The organism is Microcoleus vaginatus HSN003 (genome assembly GCF_022701255.1).
In the GTDB taxonomy this organism is placed as follows: domain Bacteria; phylum Cyanobacteriota; class Cyanobacteriia; order Cyanobacteriales; family Microcoleaceae; genus Microcoleus; species Microcoleus vaginatus_B.
Genome location: NZ_CP031705.1, coordinates 1,280,510 through 1,295,539 on the forward strand (window position 1 = coordinate 1,280,510; position 15,030 = coordinate 1,295,539).

The window sequence follows — 15,030 nt, forward strand, 5'->3', positions numbered from 1 at the left end:
GATTCGCAAACATCAATATTTGTCTCTTTTCTCTTTCTCAGCGCCCTCCGCGCCCTCTGCGGTTCGTTGAAAAAAATCTACTTTACATCAAGCAATAGGATGGCTATAGGCGATCGCACCTACCCTACAAATCAAAATTCTCTTCACCGATACTTCCGAGTTCCGCGCTACCGAGAAACTCTTCCTCCTCTACTTCCTCAATCCCAGACTCGAAACTTTCCACCACAAACGGCAAACCAGCCGCCATCAAACCCCGTTGAATCAGTTCCGGCGTTTCGTCAAACAAAACAAATAGCGGATGAACAGCCTCAGCTTCATCGCTGTAAATATGTCTGTAGCGGTGCGGCATCACCCATTCGTAACCTTTATCCAGCCAAACCTGAGACTGCCGCCAGCGGCCGAGCAACTCAGAAAACTCTTCGCCCGGACGATGAATGAAAATCAAAATTTCCACACCAATTTTAACTTTCCATTCAGGATCACACATCAAAATCGCCAAATCGCAGGGCAAACAAACTGCCTGTCCGGGCGATATGCTAGTGCCGCTGCTTCCGGCATAAGAAACCCCGTCCCGCAAGCGGGCAATGGGCAAAGGAATTGTGATTAAACTATCATGGGCGCGGCGGATACTCGGAATCATTTCCATGTAAACCCGATATTTTTTCAGCAGGGCGATCGCGGCCGAAGATTCGGTGTACTCTGCTAGTAAAGTCTCGTAATGTGATTGTTTAACAGACATTTTCAAACCAAAGAATAAGTAATTACTAATTGCTGCTAATTGCTAATCGATCGCTTCTCGTTACCAGGAAGACCCAATTGGTGACAACTTAAGCTCAACTTCTCCGAACGGGGGAACTTGAGCTTGCCTCCTGGCCTTGGTGTGTAACGCGAACAGCGATTGAAGCATTGATGCCTATGAGCTACCAATGTCTGGAGAATGCTACAGCCTTTTTATTTACAAGGTTTGAGCCATTTGCCGTCTCAAGATTAAGCCCGAGACGATGCCTCTCTGTCATTTTATGCCGCTCGCCTGAACTTCATCGGAGTCAAAAAGGTAATCTCGTCTGTAAGGTGTGACTTTGGGAGCAACATGGGAAAACGACGTACTATAAAATCCAGATCATATTCGCCATCGGAATGTAGCAGTTCGCCTCAACTGAAGTGATCGCACCCAGATTGCAAGAATTGCTCTCTCCCCTAGTCTATAACCAACTAGGCTCCTACCAGTTGGGATTAAGGTCGCCGATACTCGGTTTACCTTTGAGGAGGGCTGCTGTGTTAACCTTGCATAACTTTGGGGTGGAACTTTTGTGGGCAATCCTTTATGGACTACGCGGCCAAGCCAGAAGCTTACCAGACCAGCTTAGGTGAAGTATTGCCCACAAACCCAGAATTCACCGGGTTTGTGTTCAAGCTTCAGGCAAACATGAACCCGAAACACCGCGGCATCGCCTTTGTGCAGGTGTGTTCTGGTAAGTTTGAACACAAACCTGGTGGTGAAACACGCTCTCACGGGTAAAAGCATCTGCGACAATGCCTTTGAAGGTCAGATTCTCGTCTATTTAAGAATCCAGCGAGTCTTCAGACCTGAGAGGGTCAATTCCCCAAGCTCAAGATCGCCATCCGGCAATGTTAAAGTTCATAAGATTGATCATAAGTCAACATTAAAACCTAACTCTTTACAAAATTCGGCTAATTTTAAAGACTTGCTAAAGGAATGAGGGGTTGCACCCCCCATAAGTTAGAGTCACATATTATAGATGCACCCTGATGGCTTTCCCGTTCCACAAGAGCGGGATTTTTATTGGAAAGCCGGAGCGTTAAGTTTCACAATACCTACTACAGATAAAATGACGTGGGGATGCAAAGATTAAAGATATAGCAGAGCTAAAGCTGAAATGAGGGCGCCGATCGATCAAACCTCACCCTTAACTCTGCGAAATAACCCAAAGGCGGTAGCATAGTTTGGGAAACGGCATCAACTGAAGATGAACTTAGCGCCAGCAACAGTCCTGCAACAGGGCAAATACAAAATTAACGCGACTTTAGGCATAGGAGGGTTCGGCATCACTTACCGAGCTATCGACACTCATTTAAACCAAACCGTCGTACTCAAAACTCTCAACGAAAGTCTGCGCCAACACCCAGAATCTGCTCAATTTCAGCAGCAGTTTATTGCCGAAGCCCAACGCCTGTCGCGGTGTCAGCATTCCAACATAGTCAGAGTAATCGACTTTTTTGAAGAAGCCGGACAGTCTTTTGTCGCAATGGACTACATTCCGGGGCAAACTCTCGCCCAAATAGTCGAAACCGATCAGCCGCTGCCAGAAGCCCAAGCCCTGCACTATATTCGGCAGATAGCCTCAGCCGTAAGTACAGTTCACCACAGCGGATTGCTGCACGGAGATATCAAGCCAGAAAATATTATCCGGCGAGCCGATTCTCACGTCGTAATGTTAATAGATTTCGGAATTGCCCGCGGCTTTACCGCCGGCACCAAACAAACCCACACAAACTTGCTCTCCCCCGGGTACGCGCCGATCGAACAATACCTCTATGACGGTAAATGTACACCGGCCACTGACATCTACGCGATCGCAGCCACCCTCTACTACTTACTCTCCGGCGTGGCGCCCGTAGCAGCACCCCTGCGCGATCGCATTCCCTTGACTGAGTTACGGCGATTTCAGCCTAACCTCAGCCCAGGAATCGAGCGAGCCATCCTTCAGGGACTCGAAATCGACCCCCACAACCGCCCTCAAACAGTGGAAAATTGGCTCACCATGCTGCAAGAAACAGAGCGAGTATCAGTAAAAAGAAAAGGCAAGCAAAGTCTAAAATTGCCCGCACCTCCCCCGCCACAGTTGACTTTTGTGGCGTTTGTGGTAACGGCTGCAATTGCAGGCTGGATGGGTTTTGACCTAGCATCGCACTACAACAGCACCACTCTCAGTAATCGACCGCAAATTGAGTCCTTCCCATCTCTCGAAGATTTGCTCAAATCCCGCGATTTGTCAGGGCCGATGTTCGGGCAGCCATCTGTCGAAAGCAGCCCTCTCTACCCGATCGAACTCAACAAGCGTCCCAAACCCCCCTTAGAAAACAGCAACCTTTCCGAACAGATCGACGATCCCTCAGAAACTAGCGCCGAACCTTCTGAGTCTCCAAGCGAGGAAACTCCCGCCCCAGAAGCCGAAGCGGAACCTGAGCCAGAGCCCACGCCCGAACAGGCAGAGGAGCCTTCTGAGTCCCCCATTCCAGAGCCTCCAACCGAAATCGAGCCAGAGCCTCAATCAGAAGCCGCACCAGTACCGGAAGTTGCGCCCCTGCCTGCTGAACCGCCCGCCGCACCCGCACCGCCTGTCTCTGGGAGTGCTAGCGCTGAAACCTGGCCGTCGTCGGAATCCGCGCCGCCAGTAATAGCATCGCCGATCGAGCCATCGCCTGAGCCTGCGATACCCAGCAGCAGTGGCAACAATTCAGATAGTTCGATCGCACCTGATTCACCACCCCCTGTGGCAGCTCCCCCGGTGCCTTTTCCCGAACCTGTGACAAATTAGTAGGGTTTTTGTTGGTTAAAAGTAGGGACAAATAGGTGGTTTTATGAGTCAGCAAATATCCGCTCAGTAGTTGAGATAATAATGCCCTACCTAGCCCACGACTATCTTCCAAAAACTTCTGTCGAATCTGAAAATCCCAACTGTCACCGTCTGAGTTTATCGAATATTTCCTATTCCCTCTACAATCCAAATCCCAGCAAAAAAATGCAGGACGGTTTTCTATTTTGATTTAAATTATGTTAGAATATATGCGCGGCGCTGAGGTGGTGGGATGTTGCGGATTAATACTGCCAAGCTGCAAACATTTTGGTACAAAGCAACCCCAACCTCGAATTTGAGCCAGTGTAAGCGAGGGTTTTGGGGTAAGCCGTGGCGCGGTAGACTGTTCTAACTCTCAACAATCTCATCCCCGACAAAGGGGTGGGAGTGTCAATTCCCCCAAACTTCCTTCCTTTGGGAGCAAGCACTATCGGGGATAAGCAAGTTATAATTTGTTGCGGAAGCGCACAGAGATTTTTTATGAGTAAACCCCCAGTTCATGCTTTTTTTGTAGGCAGAGCACTTGCCGAAGCACTGTACGAGCAATTAGAAAGCGCGGCAACCAACGCTTTCTCTGAACTCGGCAAATTTGACGCAGAACAAAGAGAACGCCTGCGACAGTTCACCGATCGAGTTGTGGAACGAGCAAATCGAGCTTCGGATGAGGCGATGCAGACCAGAACTGGCACTGCAAGCACCACGACTATTCAAGACATCCATCCGGCAGATTTGCAAGCGACTATTGATGAGCTGCGCGCCGAAGTGGCTCTGGTGCGATCGGAATTGCAGCGTTACCGCAGCAGTTTGCCCTAGCGCTCGACTCGACCACAACTATTATTTACTACGTGAGCGCATTGCTTTGCGCTCCTGCGCTCCTACTTTCAATCAAAGCAAAAACATAAAATAAGCAATTTGGGAACCCAAGTGTCTGCTCTCCTTGATGACTCTGTTAATCGCCAGCGCTCCCCCAAGCACACTGGCGAAACCGATGAGCGAAAAACTGCTAGTAAATCCTACAAAAGTAAAGCTTATCGCTGGAATCGCGAAAAATACTCCCGGAAGCGGCGCTTCTTCGACATTTGGGCCTTTGTCTTGCTCTGGCTGGCTTCCCTGTGGCTCGACAGCAAAAACTGGAGCTACTGGGGAGGCGTGACTGAAGAAAAGAAAGTTGCCAGACGCCGCTTTCAAGCTATCTGGGTTCGAGAAACACTCTTGGATTTGGGACCAACTTTCATTAAAGTTGGGCAGTTATTTTCCACCCGCGCCGACTTGTTCCCAGCAGAGTTTGTGGAGGAACTTTCTAAGCTGCAAGATAAAGTCCCTGCTTTCAGCTACGAGCAGTTAGAGGTAATTGTTGAACAAGATTTGGGCAAGACAGTTCAAGAACTCTACCGCAGCTTTGACCCAGTACCCCTGGCTGCTGCAAGTCTGGGTCAGGTACACAAAGCTCAACTGCATTCGGGCCCGGAAGTGGTGGTCAAGGTACAGCGACCGGGACTGCGGAAGCTGTTCGAGATCGATTTGCAAATTCTTAAGGGAATTGCCCGATACTTTCAAAACCATCCTAAGTGGGGTCGCGGCCGCGATTGGATGGGGATTTATGAGGAATGCTGTCGCATTCTGTGGCTGGAAATTGACTATCTCCATGAAGGCCGCAATGCTGATACTTTTCGCCGCAATTTTAGCAACTGTGACTGGGTGCGGGTGCCGAGGGTTTATTGGCGGTATGCGGCTCCGCGAGTGCTGACTTTGGAATACCTGCCGGGGATTAAAATCAGCCACTACGAAGCTTTGGAAGCGGCCGGTATCGATCGTAAATTAATCGCTCAGTTGGGGGCCAAAGCTTATTTGCGGCAGTTGCTCAACGACGGCTTTTTCCACGCTGACCCACACCCCGGCAACATCGCTGTTAGTGCTGACGGTTGTCTGATTTTCTACGATTTTGGCATGATGGGGCAAATCCAGTCGAACGTTCGCGAAGGACTGATGGAGACGCTCTACGGCATTGCTTCCAAGGATGGACAGCGGATTATGGATTCTCTGATCAATTTGGGAGCTTTGGTGCCTACGGGTGATATGAGTCCGGTGCGCCGCAGCATCCAGTATATGCTCGACCATTTCATGGACAAGCCTTTTGAAAATCAGTCTGTGAGCGCAATTACCGACGACCTTTACGATATCGCCTACAACCAACCTTTTCGCTTCCCAGCTACTTTTACTTTTGTAATGCGAGCTTTTTCCACCATCGAAGGGGTGGGCCGAGGCTTAGATCCCGAGTTCAACTTTATGGAGGTGGCACAACCTTTTGCCATGCAGCTTATGACTAATGGAAATGGCCATGATACAAGTAGCAGCATTTTTAACGAAATCGGCCGTCAGGCAGCTCAGGTGAGTTCGAGTGCTTTGGGTTTGCCCCGCCGGATTGAGGAGACTATTGACAAACTCGAACAGGGAGATTTGCGGATTCGCGTCCGTTCTGCCGAAACAGAGCGGTTGCTACGTCGCATGAGCAGCGCTCAAATGGGCACGAATTATGCTTTGCTGATGAGTGCTTTTACTTTGTCGGCAACAATTTTGTTTGTCAGCAATCAAGTCTGGCCGGCTGTCGCTGTGGCTTTGCTCGCGGCGGGTGCAGGGTTTGCTATGCTGCGTTTGTTCAAGCGGATCGATCGTTTAGACAGAATGTCATAATGGTGCAATTTAGGATTTGAAATTTCAGGTTTGAGATTTCTCGCCAGCCAAAATTTAACCGAGAAAGTTAAGTTTTGGCTGGCTGACAACTGATTGCTAAAATTTACCGCACTTACACGCTTTGACGCTAAAAACCCCGTTGCTTCCTAGATTTCTCGCCAGCTAAACCTCTGATTTTGGGTATAAATCCTGTTTTTTTTTTGCAGGTGCTGCTTAATTTACGGGATTTACCGAAATTTTAAGACGGGATTACGATCATATCGATCTACAATATGAGGTCAAGGTAGTGCAATTTTTCCAAAACTCGCGATCGCGGGGTGCAGAAATTTCAACTCCCGTTCGGGATTTAAGTTTTGGAAGAAAACATCGCACCCAATTAAATCAAGCTTTCAACTTCGATGAGTCCAATCACCCAATCTATGAAACGCTCTTTCGCAGGTAAGACAGACACAGGGCTAGTTCGTTCCGTAAATCAGGATGCGTACTACATAGACTCTGACGGGCGATTTTTCATAGTGGCCGATGGAATGGGAGGACACGCCGGAGGTCAAGAAGCCAGCCGGATTGCGACTCAGGCGATTCAATCTTATTTGGTCGAACATTGGGAAGGGCCTGAGGATTCTCCGCTGTTGTTGGAAAAGGCTTTTTTAATTGCCAATCAAGCAATTTTGACGGATCAGCTCGACCACCCCGAACGTGCCGATATGGGTACTACGGCTGTGGTTCTAATGTTTAGGGATGAGGGCAGACCCTGGTGCGCTAATATCGGTGACTCTCGCTTGTATCGGCTACACGGCTCTCGCTTGGAGCAGATTACTGAAGACCAGACTTGGGTGGCTCAGGCTGTGAAAAGAAAGGCCCTAACTCCCGACCAGGCTCGCAGTCATCCTTGGCGTCACGTTTTGTCCCAGTGTTTGGGCCGCGATGATTTGCGGGAAATAGATATTTTGCCGGTGGAGGTGCAGCCAGGGGATCGCTTGCTGCTCTGCAGCGATGGCTTGACTGAAGAACTTTCCGATCCTTTGATTGCTTCGCCTCTGAAGTCGATTCGCGCTGGTGAGGGCGCTGCAAATGCTTTAATTCAAGCAGCTAAGGATAAAGGTGGACGCGATAATATTACTGTGGTGATCGTGACGATCGACCTCAAATAAATCGGCCAACCCCCCGGACAATCTAAAATCTAAAATCTAAAATCTAAAATTGAATGACCCGCGTTATCGGTTTGATCAGCGGCACGTCGGTGGATGGCATTGATGCTGCTTTGGTGGATGTTGTCGGTTCCCAAACAGACTTGAAAGTGCAATTGGTCGTCGGCAAGACTTTCCCTTATCCTGCTAATTTGCGATCGCAAATTCTCTCGGTTTGCAGTGGCTCAGCTTTGTCAATGGCTGAACTAGCCCAATTAGATGATGCCATCGCCCAAGAATTTGCCACGGCGGCATTGACAATTCAAGCAGAATATGATAAAGCCGAATTAATCGGCTCTCACGGTCAAACCGTCTACCACCGACCTCCTGGGAAAGCCCCGAAAGACAGCGCCGATGCGTTAATGGGCTACAGCTTGCAACTCGGGCGGGGTGCGCTAATTGCGGAATTGACCGGAATTACTACGGTGAGTAACTTTCGCTCGGCAGACATTGCTGCTGGGGGTCAAGGAGCACCCTTAGTGTCAATAGTTGATGCCTGTCTGCTGGCGGAACCCAACATCAGCCTCTGCATCCAAAATCTGGGGGGAATTGGCAATGTTACCTATCTTCCGGCAAGAGGAAAAGGGGAAAACAATGACGAGTCTGAGATTTTCAGTCTTGGGGATGGCATATCGGGCTGGGATACAGGCCCGGCGAATTCCCTGTTAGATTTGGCAGTACAGCACTTCTCAGGTGGCACTAAGACGATCGATGAAGGTGGAGCTTGGGCGGCCTCGGGCACTCCCTGTCAAGCTTTAGTTGAGGATTGGCTCGCATCAGAGTTCTTCCGCCAAGCACCGCCGAAATCAACGGGGCGAGAGTTATTTGGTGTAGACTATTTTGACAGGTGTTTGGTCGAAGCCCAAGGTTACAACCTCAGTCCTGCTGACGTGCTGGCTACTCTGACAGAACTGACTGTTGCCTCGATCGTTCACAGTTACCAAACTTTTTTACCGGCTATGCCCGATCGAGTTTTACTATGCGGGGGCGGCAGCCACAATCTCTACTTAAAACGCCGATTGCAATCTCAATTGCATCCAGTGCAAGTGTTGACTACTTCTGAGGCAGGCTTGAATGTAGATTTTAAAGAGGCGATCGCTTTCGCGGTTTTAGCCGCATGGCGGGTTCGGGGCATTCCCGGCAATCTACCTCAAGTTACTGGTGCCCGGGCACCGGTACTTTTAGGGGAAATTAACTCTTGTTGGCACAGTTGGGCGTGATAGCATAGAGTCTGAGGGACAACGGCTGTGCGTTGTTGCACCAGCATTGTAGCCAGCAGCAAAAGCATAGGAACAGCACTGTGGCTCACACGTTTTTAATGGAATCTGGCCAATGGACGCTCGAAGGAAGCTGGATTGAGCGCAATGGCGTGCCAATTACGGTTAAAGGCAAAACTTTAGTGAGCTGGAACCGAACAGATTGGTTCAGTATGGTGACAAAGCTTGTATTTCCTGGAGGCGATCGCGAAGAGATTATTTTGCAGTACCGAGGACACCTCAACAGCGATGAACGGCAGTATACTTTTGTACTCCAACACAGCGAACTCGCCCGCGTCGAGGGCGAAGGTTGGATTGCTCCGCAGTCGATCGTCCAGCGTTATTGGGTATTGGGAGACGAACGCCAGCGCCGGACGGGTTTTGATACCCTTCACCGGGTTGATGACAACCGCTACTACCAATCTAGCGGCATCATGTCTGGTCATTACTTGACGAGTACAATGGAAGCGACTCTCGAACGTCAGGGGGAATAACTCTTTCTAGAGTCCACATTTGCGAGTTCTAGGGTTTGATGTGAAAATTGAAGGTTTTGCTAGTCGGAGGTCGCGCTCAGATGTCCGACTAGCGCCATTGCTGTCAAACCTCATCCGCTGCAACTAAAGACAAATATATTGAATTGTTAAAAATTTTAATGCGTTAAAAAATTAACACTTATTATCAAGAGTTATCCAATTTTCGAGGCGAGGCGCGATAAATTATCTTTGCGCTCTCCTGTGGTGTCGATCGACAAACTGCTTAGCTCGACTCCCCAAACAGAGTGAAATCCACAAAGAAACTGTCAAATTTTCCTCAAGTCTGTACAGAGGCCTTCTACCTTCTGCTTTCGAGTGACGCCCCATCACCCCCAACTCCTTTCCGCCTGAGGGAAGAGAGTAAGAGACGGAGGTCGCCGACTGCGACTCTTTGTTACTCAACGCCTGGGTTAGGTTCTAAACCCCAGTGGTGTTTCAGAAAATGGCGGTACATGGTTTCGCGTAGCATCATTTGCTCGTAAAGCTTGACCAAAAACTCCTGAGCTTGTTCACGGCTCATGTCACTTACCTGTGTTTTGAAGGAACACAGGCTAAATTGCTGTTCCAAAGACAATTCTGCTGGTTGGCTCATGACTTTGACTCCTCTGTAAGTAAAGGTGACTTAAAAGTAAACACCTGGATTAACCAGATTTGTAAGTTGTTTCAGCGATTGACCGTGGGTTTCGGGATGCCCGATTGCCCATCTGGCTTTAGTCTATATTACAAAAGGTAACAATCATTTGACAAAATCACCCTCTGTCCTAAGAAATAACTTACCTAGGGAGAGAGATGGCGAAATGCCTGCAAAAGTTCCTTCCGCAGGCATATACAAGTGTATCTACTGGTCAAGAGAAAAAAGGCTCAGTACGAACCAAAAGAATTGAAGCGCTTTATACCAAATCGGGTGGAGCTTCTCTCTGCCAGGGGATAGGGGGAGAGCGGAAGATGAGGAGAGGGGCAGAGCTAGAGAGTTGGAGAGCGGAACAGGGGTAGAGTGGGAGAATTTCTTTTTCTTTGTTCTCCCCTCTCCCTTGTTCCTTCTAACTAATTCGAGGGCCCGACATTCTGCGGTGGAGTGGCCGCTCCGGGTCTTAAATTCGGAGCAGTGGGTGCAGGCGAAACAGGAGGAATACCCAAATTGGCCCCAGAGTTGCTAGGCTGCCCTGGAGCTGGGAGAGGGGATTGAAACTGATTCGGATTGAACTGCTGCTGCCCCGGAGCCGGGAGAGGAGATTGAAACTGATTTGGATTGAGCTGCTGCCCTGGAGCAAAAGGAGACTGCTGGGGTTGACCGGAATTGCCGATCGCAGGTGCCGCAGGAATGCCAGAATTGGGAAGCGAGGGATTGGGCAATGGGGAGGGAGCCGAACTAGGAAGAGTTGCCAGGGCAACTCGATCGCCCCCTACCTCTCTCAATTTGTCTAAAACCTCCACAACTTTGGCATATCTCGCATTTTGAGGAGCGTAGAGCACCATCAACCCCGTAGGATTTTTGCTTTGGAAACTCTTTAAAACTCGATCAAGCTGTTGGTAATTAACAGGCAATTGATCGATATAAGTTTGCCCGAAATCGTCAATGCTGACAATCAGCATCTCTCGCATCTGCGTTTGTCCCGTTTTCGCTTTAGGCAAATCGACATTAATGGCTTGCTGGCGAGTCAGTTGCAAAGCCGCCAGCAGAAAAAACGTCAGAATGCAAAATATCACGTCAATTAAAGGCACCAGTTCTATCCGAGCCTCTTCAGCAGGAGTATCTAAGTGAAGCTTCATCAGTTCTCCTTGGTTCTAATTATTAGAAGGTGAATCTTCAGCCGGATCGGAACCTTTCAATTTCGGTTCCCGATTCCGTTCTCGCTCCTCTTGAGAATTGAGAGAACGCCTGTTCAAACTATCTACACCATAAGAAGAATTGCTGTATTCTGCACCGGGCAATCGACCCTTAGCATTAGCTGCAGGCCAGTATTGCCTGTAAAGCAATTCCAGTTCATTTCCAGCTTTGCGAAATATTTTTGCCTGATTGAACAAAAAAGCTTGAAATATCCGATAAAACACCAAGGTAAAAATTGCTACTACCATCCCAGTAGCAGTCGTGATCAGCGCCTCGCTAATCCCCAAAGTTACGCCAGTTGTTGCCGCCGTGCCGATGTCGCCCAGACGGATAGAACTGAGCGAGTTAATCAAGCCCAAAACTGTTCCCAGCAAGCCCAGCAAAGGTGCCAGAGCGATCGTAGCTTCTAAGATTTTGTCACCGCGACGCATTGAAGCCAACTCTTCATCGGCTGCCGCTTCTAGTGCGAGTCGAAATAAATCTGGTTCGGGATTGTAGAGCCGCAGGGGTGCAGAAAGAAATCGCCCGATCGGCTGTCGGTTAGCTTGTCTGGCCATCTCGTTAGCCGCCCCCCAATCGCTGCGAGCCGCTTCTAGAATGCGGCTAACTATCTGCTTTTCTTTGCTCAGGAGGCTTGCCCAAAACCACAAGCGCTCGATAATTGTACTCAAAGATAAAATGGATAACACCAACAGGGGCCACATGGCGGGGCCGCCTTTTTGAAACAGTTCTTGAATATTCACAATATTTTTGCTCCTGCAGTACCCGCTAACTTTTGCTTCTGTTCTACTTTTTTTAACAAATCTAAGGCCATTTAATTTTAGCTATTAATGTACTGTCTTCCGGGGCCGATCGACCGATCGCGATCGACTCTTTCCTCAAACCTCTTCTAAGTCGTCTTGACACCTATCTTGCAGGGACTGGTGTTGAAGGCGGCGGGAAGAGCGGCGATACTTTTTAGTTTGCAACTTCGGTTCGTATTGCTGCGTACCATCCGACTTAGTTTGCTGCTTCAAACTCGCCTCAGCACTACTAGAGTTTTGCTCTTGTTGCTGGCGGACGATCGCCTCTTCGAGAAACTGCAAGTAATACTCATAGCGCTCCCAATCGCCCCGCACGACACAGTTAGGCTCACTTCGGTGCGAACAGTCGCTAAACTGGCAGCTACCCAAAGCCAGCCTCTGGCGCGCTTCTGGGAAATATTCAGCTAACTCGGACGGATCGCATTCTAGAGCTGGTTGATTGAACCCCGGAGTATCTGCCAATAGTCCGCCGCCGGGGAGTTCAAATAATTCTACGTGGCGAGTCGTGTGGCGCCCGCGGCCGAGTTTGCCGGAAACAGCGTTCACTCGCAGATTCAAGGCCGGAATCAGTTGGTTGATCAAGCTGGACTTGCCGACCCCAGAAGGGCCGCAAATTATCGTTATTTTCCCTTGGATGTGACCCTGAAGCAAGTTCGGCAACGGACTTTGTACAGGATTTAACGGATGTAATGGATAGACCGAATTTGCCAGCAGGGGTTTATCCTCAGAAGGCAAGAGAGAACTATCTATTTTGTCGGATAAAGGTTGGGAAGCTACTTTCTCGACAGAAACTTTATTTTGAAAATTAGCCGCAGCTTCCTGGACTCCTAAGCCGCTACGGACGCTAATAAACATTGGTTCGTAGCCCCAGCCTGAAAGCCGATCGCGCCATTGTTCCAACTCCTGGGGCGTGACCAAATCGCATTTGTTCAGGCACAAACTCACCTCTAAACCTGTAGATTCGGCCTTGACTAAAAACCGAGTTAATGATGCGGGATCTAAGTCTGGTTCAGCAAGGGCAAAAACGAGGAGAATGCGATCGGCATTAGCTACAGGCGGGCGGTTGAGTTCTGTTTGGCGCGGGAAGACTTCAGAAATTGCTCCCCGGCGGTCAGTCCAGTCCGGTTCGTCTACCACCACGCGATCGCCCACCATCACCTGTTGACCAATTTTTTTCAGCCGAGTGCGGCGAGTGCACAGGAGAATTGGAGAATCAGCAAGGGGGGCATTTTTCCCGTCAATGGAGACTGCAGGATCTAACCTCACTTGGTAGAAGTTAGCCTGAACAGCAATTACAGTACCCACGATCGAGGGTGAATTCAGGCTCATCCTGCTTCCTTGTGTTCGGGGCGCTGCACTTTCATCGCAAAAAATCCAGAATCTGGCTCATCTGCGACAAATTGGGTTTCGAGAATGTGATAGCCTTCCATTTTGAGACTATCAGGTACTTGTTCGATCGGCTCCCCAGCGTCCAGCCACACCTCCAAAACTGCTCCCGGGGCCATTTGCTCCAAGCGCAGTTTAGTGCGGACAAAATTCAGAGGACATGGAGTACCCCGCAGATCAATTTTGGCATCTGGGGATTTGGGATTTTCAATTTTCGATGTTGAAGTCATAATGATTTTTGCAATCTCCAATCCTGAAAGCCTTAGTTTTTTAAACAAGTTGTCTGGAAACTGGAGAATCTAAAATTTTGTGTCCAATTGGACACAGACTATTATTCTTTCTGAAAAAAGTGAGCGCAATTGCGCTCACTTTCTTTTTTGAGCGCTGCTGAAACCGAATGCCCAGGAAGCGTCCCACCTGAGATTTTTGTGAGCAATTGCACACAATTTTTTGACAGATACTAAAACCAATTGCCGGGGAATCCTGAAACAGGAAAATTTGACACCAATTGGTGTCAAAAATTGCTTATTTCTGAAACAAATTACCCAGAAACCCTTCTATACCGCCTTTACCGGTACGATCGCCCTTCAGCTTAGCAAGCTGCATCAGCAATTCCCGTTCCTCAGCCGTCACCTTAGTCGGAATGTCAATAGACACCGTAATCAAATGATCGCCACGACTGACTGGATTTCCCAATCGAGGCACCCCTTTTTTCTCCAAAGTCAAAACCGTATTTGCCTGAGTTCCCGTAGGAATCAACAATTCCGTCGGCCCGTCTACGGTTTCGACTTCCAACCGGCACCCTAAAATTGCTTGCAAATAACTAATCTTAACTTCCGAGCTAACGTTAGTGCCGTCGCGCTTAAATAGCGGGTCTTCATTCACCGCCAAGAACACGTAAAGATCCCCGGGCGGCCCGCCCAGTTTCCCCGCATCCCCTTCATTGGAAACGCGCAAGCGAGTACCGTTGTCAACCCCAGCCGGAATTGTGATTTTCAGCTTTTTCATCACTTCTTTCTGGCCTCGGCCGCCACAAGTTTCGCACTTGTCCTCAATCACTTGCCCGGTGCCGTTGCAAGTGGGGCAAACTGAAACTTGAGTAAAGCTGCCGAAAGGAGTGCGGGTAGCGCGTCGGACTTGACCACTGCCGGTACAAGTCGAGCAAGTTTGGGGTCGGGTTCCCGGTTTCGCGCCTGTCCCGGTGCAAGTTTCGCAGGTTTCTAGATGCTTGATGCGGAGTTCTTTTTCCCCACCAAACACTGCTTCCCGAAAATCCAGCCGCAAATCGAGGCGCAAATCGTCTCCGCGCACCGGCCCGCTGCGCCTGCGACCTTGCTGTTGTTGGCCACCGACGCCTCCCTGAAAGCCCTGAAAAAAGCTTTCAAAAATATCGGCAAAGCTGTCACCAAAGTCTTGGAACCCAGGTGCACCTGCACCGCTCACGCCTGCTTCGCCGAAACGGTCGAAACGGGCGCGGGTTTCGGGTTCTGAAAGTACCTCGTAGGCGCGGTTAATTTCTTTAAACCGCTCCTCGGCACCGGGTTCTTTGTTGACATCTGGATGGTACTTGCGAGCTAGGCGACGGTAAGCACGCTTTATTTCTTCTTTGTCTGCGCTACGAGAAACGCCTAATATTTCATAGTAATCACCGGCCATAGAGCTGCTTGCCTGGAGGTAAATAACAAAAAGTGTACGAAAAAGAAACGGGCGACCTTTCCTGAAATTACCGATTAAAAATCAAAAATTC

15 protein-coding genes are annotated in these 15,030 nt (G+C 49.3%); 7 read left to right on the forward strand and 8 right to left on the reverse strand.

Going from position 1 to position 15,030, the window contains the following annotated elements; translation table 11 throughout:
• Nucleotides 1-124: 124 nt before the first annotated feature.
• Entirely contained in the window at nucleotides 125-739 is a 615-nt protein-coding gene (locus D0A37_RS05365) for a hypothetical protein (RefSeq protein WP_242722010.1), read from the reverse strand.
• A gap of 585 nt (nucleotides 740-1,324) precedes the next feature.
• Between D0A37_RS05365 and D0A37_RS05370 the strand changes: the two genes are divergently transcribed.
• Both D0A37_RS05370 and D0A37_RS05375 read left to right on the forward strand, forming a co-directional pair.
• Complete coding sequence (locus D0A37_RS05370; RefSeq protein WP_242722012.1) at nucleotides 1,325-1,519, forward strand: hypothetical protein; 195 nt, start codon at nucleotides 1,325-1,327, stop codon at nucleotides 1,517-1,519.
• Between the two features lie 469 nt (nucleotides 1,520-1,988).
• Nucleotides 1,989-3,560, forward strand: coding sequence for a serine/threonine protein kinase (locus D0A37_RS05375; RefSeq protein WP_242722014.1), 1,572 nt, complete (start codon nucleotides 1,989-1,991; stop codon nucleotides 3,558-3,560).
• Nucleotides 3,561-3,841: 281 nt separating this feature from the next.
• Here D0A37_RS05375 and D0A37_RS05380 read toward each other — a convergent pair whose 3' ends face one another.
• Nucleotides 3,842-4,027, reverse strand: coding sequence for a hypothetical protein (locus D0A37_RS05380; protein WP_242722016.1), 186 nt, complete (start codon nucleotides 4,025-4,027; stop codon nucleotides 3,842-3,844).
• A gap of 52 nt (nucleotides 4,028-4,079) precedes the next feature.
• On the opposite strand from D0A37_RS05380, the gene D0A37_RS05385 reads away from it, so the two are divergent.
• From D0A37_RS05385 to D0A37_RS05405, 5 genes are all read left to right on the forward strand, one after another.
• On the forward strand, nucleotides 4,080-4,412 hold the full coding sequence (locus D0A37_RS05385; RefSeq protein WP_190660406.1) for a DUF6825 family protein: 333 nt from the start codon (nucleotides 4,080-4,082) through the stop codon (nucleotides 4,410-4,412).
• A gap of 111 nt (nucleotides 4,413-4,523) precedes the next feature.
• Nucleotides 4,524-6,290 (forward strand): ABC1 kinase family protein, encoded by a 1,767-nt coding sequence (locus D0A37_RS05390; RefSeq protein ID WP_242722018.1) that lies wholly within the window; start codon nucleotides 4,524-4,526, stop codon nucleotides 6,288-6,290.
• Between the two features lie 419 nt (nucleotides 6,291-6,709).
• On the forward strand, nucleotides 6,710-7,441 hold the full coding sequence (locus D0A37_RS05395; protein WP_242722021.1) for a PP2C family protein-serine/threonine phosphatase: 732 nt from the start codon (nucleotides 6,710-6,712) through the stop codon (nucleotides 7,439-7,441).
• Between the two features lie 53 nt (nucleotides 7,442-7,494).
• Entirely contained in the window at nucleotides 7,495-8,697 is a 1,203-nt protein-coding gene (locus D0A37_RS05400) for an anhydro-N-acetylmuramic acid kinase (protein WP_242722023.1), read from the forward strand.
• 80 nt (nucleotides 8,698-8,777) lie between these two features.
• A complete protein-coding gene (locus D0A37_RS05405; RefSeq protein WP_242722026.1) occupies nucleotides 8,778-9,227 on the forward strand; it encodes a hypothetical protein in 450 nt (149 codons plus the stop codon).
• A gap of 433 nt (nucleotides 9,228-9,660) precedes the next feature.
• Here the strand turns inward: D0A37_RS05405 and D0A37_RS05410 are convergent, their stop codons facing one another.
• The 6 genes from D0A37_RS05410 to dnaJ all read right to left on the reverse strand — a co-directional run bounded on the left by D0A37_RS05410 (nucleotide 9,661) and on the right by dnaJ (nucleotide 14,939).
• Nucleotides 9,661-9,858 carry an NblA/ycf18 family protein gene (locus D0A37_RS05410; protein WP_006635253.1) on the reverse strand — a complete coding sequence of 66 codons (198 nt, stop codon included), beginning with the start codon at nucleotides 9,856-9,858 and terminating at the stop codon, nucleotides 9,661-9,663.
• Between the two features lie 452 nt (nucleotides 9,859-10,310).
• A complete protein-coding gene (locus D0A37_RS05415; protein WP_242722030.1) occupies nucleotides 10,311-11,036 on the reverse strand; it encodes an ExbD/TolR family protein in 726 nt (241 codons plus the stop codon).
• A gap of 15 nt (nucleotides 11,037-11,051) precedes the next feature.
• The gene (locus D0A37_RS05420; RefSeq protein ID WP_242722033.1) at nucleotides 11,052-11,837 is read right to left on the reverse strand and encodes a MotA/TolQ/ExbB proton channel family protein; all 786 of its coding nucleotides are present in this window, start codon (nucleotides 11,835-11,837) and stop codon (nucleotides 11,052-11,054) included.
• 135 nt (nucleotides 11,838-11,972) lie between these two features.
• The gene (gene rsgA / locus D0A37_RS05425) at nucleotides 11,973-13,226 is read right to left on the reverse strand and encodes a ribosome small subunit-dependent GTPase A (RefSeq protein ID WP_242722036.1); all 1,254 of its coding nucleotides are present in this window, start codon (nucleotides 13,224-13,226) and stop codon (nucleotides 11,973-11,975) included.
• A complete protein-coding gene (locus D0A37_RS05430) occupies nucleotides 13,223-13,513 on the reverse strand; it encodes a sulfurtransferase TusA family protein (protein ID WP_242722038.1) in 291 nt (96 codons plus the stop codon). Before D0A37_RS05430 ends, rsgA begins: the two co-directional genes overlap by 4 nt.
• Before the next feature lie 295 nt (nucleotides 13,514-13,808).
• Nucleotides 13,809-14,939: a molecular chaperone DnaJ gene (dnaJ, locus tag D0A37_RS05435; protein ID WP_242722040.1), complete on the reverse strand. Its 1,131-nt coding sequence runs from the start codon at nucleotides 14,937-14,939 to the stop codon at nucleotides 13,809-13,811.
• Nucleotides 14,940-15,030: the final 91 nt, after the last annotated feature.

Bases quoted from the DNA above. Each gene is read 5' to 3' on its own strand.
- D0A37_RS05395 (WP_242722021.1), top strand. From the start codon at position 6,710: ATGAAACGCTCTTTCGCAGGTAAGACAGACACAGGGCTAGTTCGTTCC.
- D0A37_RS05415 (WP_242722030.1), bottom strand. From the start codon at position 11,036: ATGAAGCTTCACTTAGATACTCCTGCTGAAGAGGCTCGGATAGAACTG.
- D0A37_RS05365 (WP_242722010.1), bottom strand. From the start codon at position 739: ATGTCTGTTAAACAATCACATTACGAGACTTTACTAGCAGAGTACACC.
- D0A37_RS05410 (WP_006635253.1), bottom strand. From the start codon at position 9,858: ATGAGCCAACCAGCAGAATTGTCTTTGGAACAGCAATTTAGCCTGTGT.
- rsgA (WP_242722036.1), bottom strand. From the start codon at position 13,226: ATGAGCCTGAATTCACCCTCGATCGTGGGTACTGTAATTGCTGTTCAG.
- D0A37_RS05430 (WP_242722038.1), bottom strand. From the start codon at position 13,513: ATGACTTCAACATCGAAAATTGAAAATCCCAAATCCCCAGATGCCAAA.
- D0A37_RS05385 (WP_190660406.1), top strand. From the start codon at position 4,080: ATGAGTAAACCCCCAGTTCATGCTTTTTTTGTAGGCAGAGCACTTGCC.
- D0A37_RS05370 (WP_242722012.1), top strand. From the start codon at position 1,325: ATGGACTACGCGGCCAAGCCAGAAGCTTACCAGACCAGCTTAGGTGAA.
- D0A37_RS05400 (WP_242722023.1), top strand. From the start codon at position 7,495: ATGACCCGCGTTATCGGTTTGATCAGCGGCACGTCGGTGGATGGCATT.
- D0A37_RS05375 (WP_242722014.1), top strand. From the start codon at position 1,989: ATGAACTTAGCGCCAGCAACAGTCCTGCAACAGGGCAAATACAAAATT.
- dnaJ (WP_242722040.1), bottom strand. From the start codon at position 14,939: ATGGCCGGTGATTACTATGAAATATTAGGCGTTTCTCGTAGCGCAGAC.